We start from the raw sequence: 6,260 nt of genomic DNA on the forward strand, positions 1-6,260 counted from the left end.
TAATTGCTGCACTCACAACCCTTTCTCCGACCAAGTTTGCAATCGTGCATATGGAGAGGGATGATAAAAAAGTATCCTCAGAAACCCGCATATCACCATAGAAATCCTGCTTTACCTTTAAATGAAGCTTTCCTTCCCTTAGATCCCTGTTTATTAATTCGCTATCCGCAGCTGCCAGAACGACCTCTCCATTAATATTAACTATTTTCATATTAATATTATTCATTTCAACACATCTATTCTTTTATCTGATGGGCGGTATATTTCACCCATGGAATTTAATTTTTCTATATCTGATTCTGCACGCTCCCGGCTTATGCCCCTAGCCTGAAGCTCATCAAGAACCTCCTTAACTTCAGGGGCACGATTTTTTGCCTCCTTTAATTCTTTAATTACACCAAGAACTATTTCAAGCTCACTTCTCTGCCTGGAACTTATACCGCTGTTCAATATATCTATGTCCACCTTGCCATTCATGGAAGATACCTCCCTAAGGTAATAATCCACTATGCTTTTCGCCAGTAATGCATCTTCTGCTGTTACAATTGGAGATAATCTTGCCTTGGCAGCGGCCTCTGCCAGTCTAATTGTGGATTCCAGCTGCCTTGCTGTAATCGGTATTGAATCACCACCAGAGCTCCTGGTTTTAATATATTCTTCCCTAAGTATATCAATTGCCTCATTGCTTAATCTGGGGAAAACGTGATTTTTTGCATATGAAACATATTTTCTTATAAGATCCTTGTCTATTTCGGGTATAAAATTTTCCTCGTCAGGTATTTTTATATCCACATTATTGTTTTCAAGGCCCTTATATATCTCACCAAGTCTGTGTGTCATGAGTATATGTTCTGCCAGTTTTCCATCCATTTCCCTATTTGGTGTATCTATTAACTTAAAAATTATATCAAATCTGGATAATAATGGCGGTGGAAAGTCAATCTGTTCAGTAATACTTTTTAGGGGGTCATAACGTCCGAACTTTGGATTTGCAGCTGCAAGAATAGAACACCTTGATTTTAGCGTTGCCATAATACCTGCCTTTGATATGGTCACTGACTGCTGTTCCATTGCCTCATGCATTGATGCTGTATCCCTGTCATCCATCTTATCCAGTTCATCTATGGCGACAAAACCATTATCAGCCAGAACAAGAGCGCCAGCCTCAAGAGTCCATCTACCCTCACCAAAATCGTCCCTGACGGCAGCCGCAGTTAAACCTGCAGCACTTGAACCTTTTCCAAATGCAAATACACTTCTTGGTGAGATCATTGTCATATATCTCAATAGCTGCGATTTTGCAGTTCCAGGGTCCCCAACCATTAATATATGTATATCACCCCTGATTTTGGTCCCGTCCTTCATAATCTTTCTTTCCCCACCAAAAAGCTGAAGCACCAGTGCAGTTTTAATTATTTCAAGACCATAAATTGAGGGGGCAATGGATTTTGATAACCTTTTTATTATGTTTGGGTCCTTTGCAAGTTCCCTTATCTGTTTTTCATCATCCTCATTAATTTTTATATCCTCAAAATCCTTCGTTTCTTTTTTATAATTGTTTGCATATAAATATATATTGAACTCTGTTAGCATTATTGTTCCTATATGTTTTTGATCGGCCTTGAGTATACCATATATTGTAACCCGGTCTCCTGGAAATACCTTGCCTGCAATATCGTCCTCCATTATTACAGTTATTCTTTGGGGCTGGGATGTACCATCAATGTTATCTGGATTCTCCTGTATCTCAAGTTTTTGTGTATCAACAAATTCTGATTCCTCAGGAATTAACTTTAACTTGCCCTTGTTGTATCCGCAATGCTGGCATGAGGATGGTTCAACCAGTCTCTGATAGTCCTCATTAACATAGGTAAGTTCGCCACATGCCGGGCATTTGAATGCTGCCCTTTCAAGCCTGGGAAGAACCTCTGTGTTTTTTCTTATTATGCCACTTATTGAAATAAATGTACCTACATTGCAGCTTCTTACGTTCCTTATTTCATATTTAATGCCGGTTATATCAGGAACGTCTGTTAACCGTATATCTATTCTTTTAATTCTGTTGTTATACAACCCTATGGTATCTCTTATGTATTCCTCACCAATTGAAAAATAAAGTGTGGGATCCTCCATCAGGCTTTGGGCGAAGGTTTCATCAAAGCCGGTTATATCATTATATGAAATGTAAAGTGATTTTTCATCTGGATATATTGACCTTAGGTTATTTATTTGGTCATTATAATCATACTGGTCAAAGAAATCCTGCCAGTATCTCTTTATTTTATCTGTTTCTATATCAGGGTTTATCACAAAGATAAATATTATTTATAAGTATTTAATGATTTTTTTAACCAGATGTGATAATTGAAAAATAATTTATATTGATTTGGGATTAACCAGTACTGCCGTCGTAGCTCAGCCTGGTAGAGCGCGTGCTTGGTAAGCACGAGGTCGCGGGACCGAATCCCGTCGGCGGCTCTTTCAATTTTGAAAATTGTTAATTTTTATTATTTTTATAGGTTAAAATATCAGTATAGAAAATTATTTAATAAAAATTTAAATTTTGTTAATGTAAGACATGGTACGACAAAAAAATGGCTAAATTTGATAAAAATGTTAAATAATAGGCAAATATTTAAATATAAATCTCTTATTATATTTTTGGGGATGAATAAAATGATTACCATAGGTTTGGATTTAGGTTACGGCGATACCAAGGTAATATCTGAAAATGAGCAAAGGTATATATTCCCTTCCCGCTGGGCAAAGGCCGAGTCAAGAAATTGGGGTATTGGTGGTAATATACCTGTAATTTCTGTTGATGACGGAGACTCATTTGTATTTGGAAAGGATGCCATAGGTTCAGGTGTTAGGCAGCCACAGGAGGACAGCAGACTTTCTGATCCAAATTCATATCCATTGCTCGCAGCGGCCTTATGGGTAACAAATCTTGGTAAGGAAAATACAGAAGTAACACTGGCCAGTGGTACACAGCTTGGGTCCTTTGAAAAGGAGGTGGAGAAGGCAAGGAATCTTCTTGAGGGGAAAACCATAAAAATAAAATCCTCGGCTGGTGAGGAACAAAAATTCACCATATCCAAACTTGTGATGAGACCTCAGGGTGTCGGTGCGGCAATATATTTATTAAACCGTGGATTAATTAGGAAACAATACGGTAATGCGGTGATTATAGACATTGGGTTTAGAACAACTGATGTATTAACAATAAATATGGAGAACATGGAACCAATAGTTGAGCTTTCATTTACAATACAGGCAGGAGTGGGGGATGTTGTTTCTGGAATAAGCAAGGTAATAGCCAAGGAAACAGGATTTATAGTTCCAGCTGATGTGGCCAGGGATGCAATATCGTCAAAGGTTGTCTACAGTCAGAAGGAGGTTGGTGGTCCAATTGTTTCACAACCATTATTAGACGCACTTGCACAGAAGGTGATAGACGATATGAGGGAAAACATGCGTGAAGACCTTGATAGGATAACTGCTTTAATTCCTGTGGGCGGTGGATCAATACTGGTTGGGCAGAAGCTGGATGAACTTGCACCCGGGCACATGGTTAAGGTTCCCGTGGAGGATATGCAATTTACCAATGTCCTTGGATACAGAATTGCAGCAAGTCAATAATTTTACAATAATTTTAAAAATAATTTTAATTTATAAATTTTATAAAATATGTATTAGTGCTGGATATGAACTGTATGCAACATATATTCCGACCAGAACTATAATAATTGCGAATATCTTTCTAAGCAGCTTTTTATTCATGCCAACTGATATTTTTGTTCCAAAGAAGCCACCAAGAATGCCACCAATCACATATACAATGGCAACAAGATACAGAACCTCTCCATGGAATCCGTACTCTGCTGCTGTAACTATCCCGAAGGTACCAACAGCAAATAGCGATGTGCCTATTGCCATACTTATCTTAATCTTTGTGGATGATAGTAATGCAGGCACTATTAAGAAGCCACCGCCAATACCAAAGAAACCTGAGGCAAAGCCCACTGCAAGTGAGAATGCAGATACCTTGTCATATCTTGTTTGTTTTGTTAATTCCTTGCAATCCTCTGTTGGCAGGCTACGGCATTTGCTGATATACATATATATACCAATGACTATCATGAGCATGGAGAAAAAGAAAAGCAGCTGGCCGCCCTTTATCTTAAGCCCAACATATGCACCAAGTAAAACTCCTATCACACCAACAAGGGCAAAAATAGGTGCTATTTTTAAATTTACGTTTTTCTTTCTGAGATGCTGATAGAAATTAATAAATGCTGTCAGGCCAACAGCAAGTGCAGTGGTACCTATTGCAAGATGTGGATGATTAATACCAACAAAATATATAAACAAAGGGACTGCAAGTATTGATCCACCACCACCTATTAAGCCTAAACTAAAACCGACTGCTATACCGGATATTAGGGCAAATAAATACTGAATGATTGTTATTATCATTTTTATCTAAGGGTATATAACTAATTACTATATATATGTTTTTCATGTTTATACATTAATTATTCATATTTATGAAAAAATATTAATTTTATACATTATTATGATTAATTTTCATGCAATAACGTGCTTAGGTGATATAGGGCCTTCCCAGCATTGGAGTTATCGATTATTATCCATATTTCTGTATCCAATCTGTAAATGTTGGTAAACTTTATTCCATAGGTCATAAGATAATCCGTTATCAGCAATGTTAACCCTGGTGTAAATGAGGATTCCTTTGGAAGTATTATCTTAATAAGCGCAATTTTGCTCTCGCTGCCCTTGTTGCTTGCTATGCACACATAATAATTAGACTCCTTCATTACAAGTATTGCATTATCTGGAATTTTTTTAATGTCATCAAAATATATAACACTGTATTCATATTCTATTGTTAATGACGACCTTTTAAGTATGTCAAGATCATCTATGTATTCTGGCTTTTGCGTCTTCATATTTGCAAGGACCTTGACAATGGTATTAAATTTTACAGGCTTTCCGGTCATGGCCTCAACCTTATCCTTAATATTTTCTGCAATTTTAGTGTAATTGCATAACCCGCTTGAAATTGCCATGGAAAAAATTAAATTGTTATTCACAATAACTTTTACTGCGTCTGATATTTTTGTCATGATTGTTTATTATTTTATAATATAAATTCATTGCTATTGAAAATATTCTATAAAATACATATTTATGAATTATATCTATATTTATAATACTTTACTTATTTTATATACAACATATAATTAAATAATATTTTGCTACAAAATCTTAAATAAATATCTTTTATATTGCTATACCTGAATTTGGAAAAACCAATATTTAAGGTGCCGTCCACGTGGGGAATTGGTATGAAGATAGGTATAATAACCAGGGTAAACTGCGCTTCGTGTATAAAAATAGCAAAGAGGATTCTTGAAATAATTCCTGAGGACTGGGAGGTTTTTCTTGAAATGAAACTTGCCATGGCCCTTCATAAAAAGGGTTATAATTTTAGCAATATTAAAGCTGATATTTTAATAGTCATTGGTGGTGATGGAACAATACTGAGAACAGCCCAGTTTTCTAAAGGAAAGATACTCGGCATAAATGTTGGCGGTCTTGGATTTTTATCTGAGGTTGAAATAGGCAGCATTGAGGAATCAATTTATAATTTAATTAGGGGTAATTACAGGGAGTACAGCGTAATGAAACTTGATGTATTTATAAATAATAGGTTATTTGGGAAATGCATTAATGATGTGGTCATACATACAGGTAAAATTTCTAAAATAAGAAAATTTAGCGTGTATATAGATGATAAGTTTATGGAAAATACAAGCGCCGATGGTGTCATTGTGGCAACACCAATAGGATCGACATCCTATTCCTACAGTGCTGGAGGCCCAATATTGATACCATCATTAAGGGCAATGGTAATATCCTATATAGCACCTTTTGGTTCAAGGCTCCGGCCAATTGTCTGTCCTGAAACCAGTTCAGTAAAAATTAAATCAATAGGAAAATATGATTCCATAGTTATATTGGACGGCCAGAAGGAAAGAAAGATAAATGAAAATGACATGGTTGAAATCAGGGTATCCAGGGAACATTTAACATTTATTGAGATGAAGGATTCCTTCTTTGAAAGGTTAAGAACAAAGCTGATTAAGGATGTGGTTAATTAGAAAGAAGACAATGGAAATGATAATGGAGGCATCGAAGGATTCATATCCAAATGAGTTTGGTGCAATGCTCAG

The 6,260-nt window shown here is 36.1% G+C and carries 6 protein-coding genes and 1 tRNA gene; 3 read left to right on the forward strand and 4 right to left on the reverse strand.

Annotation, left to right across the window (positions count from 1 at the left end; translation table 11 throughout):
* Window positions 1-226 (reverse strand): DUF424 family protein (locus tag AOG54_RS09250; RefSeq protein WP_236692489.1); only part of this gene is annotated, 226 nt, incomplete at its 3' end.
* A complete protein-coding gene (locus tag AOG54_RS09255) occupies window positions 223-2,310 on the reverse strand; it encodes a minichromosome maintenance protein MCM (RefSeq protein WP_048101695.1) in 2,088 nt (695 codons plus the stop codon). The genes AOG54_RS09250 and AOG54_RS09255, both read right to left, overlap by 4 nt.
* Window positions 2,311-2,404: 94 nt before the next feature.
* On the opposite strand from AOG54_RS09255, the gene AOG54_RS09260 reads away from it, so the two are divergent.
* Window positions 2,405-2,478 (forward strand) — tRNA-Thr (locus tag AOG54_RS09260).
* Window positions 2,479-2,676: 198 nt separating this feature from the next.
* Entirely contained in the window at window positions 2,677-3,642 is a 966-nt protein-coding gene (locus AOG54_RS09265; RefSeq protein WP_048101838.1) for a ParM/StbA family protein, read from the forward strand.
* Between the two features lie 39 nt (window positions 3,643-3,681).
* Here AOG54_RS09265 and AOG54_RS09270 read toward each other — a convergent pair whose 3' ends face one another.
* Both AOG54_RS09270 and AOG54_RS09275 read right to left on the reverse strand, forming a co-directional pair.
* Window positions 3,682-4,479, reverse strand: a complete 798-nt coding sequence (locus AOG54_RS09270) for a sulfite exporter TauE/SafE family protein (protein WP_048101696.1) — start codon at window positions 4,477-4,479, stop codon at window positions 3,682-3,684.
* A gap of 104 nt (window positions 4,480-4,583) precedes the next feature.
* Window positions 4,584-5,150 (reverse strand): hypothetical protein, encoded by a 567-nt coding sequence (locus AOG54_RS09275; RefSeq protein ID WP_048101697.1) that lies wholly within the window; start codon window positions 5,148-5,150, stop codon window positions 4,584-4,586.
* A gap of 222 nt (window positions 5,151-5,372) precedes the next feature.
* On the opposite strand from AOG54_RS09275, the gene AOG54_RS09280 reads away from it, so the two are divergent.
* Window positions 5,373-6,188: an NAD(+) kinase gene (locus AOG54_RS09280; protein WP_048101839.1), complete on the forward strand. Its 816-nt coding sequence runs from the start codon at window positions 5,373-5,375 to the stop codon at window positions 6,186-6,188.
* Window positions 6,189-6,260 lie beyond the last annotated feature (72 nt).

Source organism: Acidiplasma aeolicum, from assembly GCF_001402945.1.
Lineage (GTDB): Archaea > Thermoplasmatota > Thermoplasmata > Thermoplasmatales > Thermoplasmataceae > Acidiplasma > Acidiplasma aeolicum.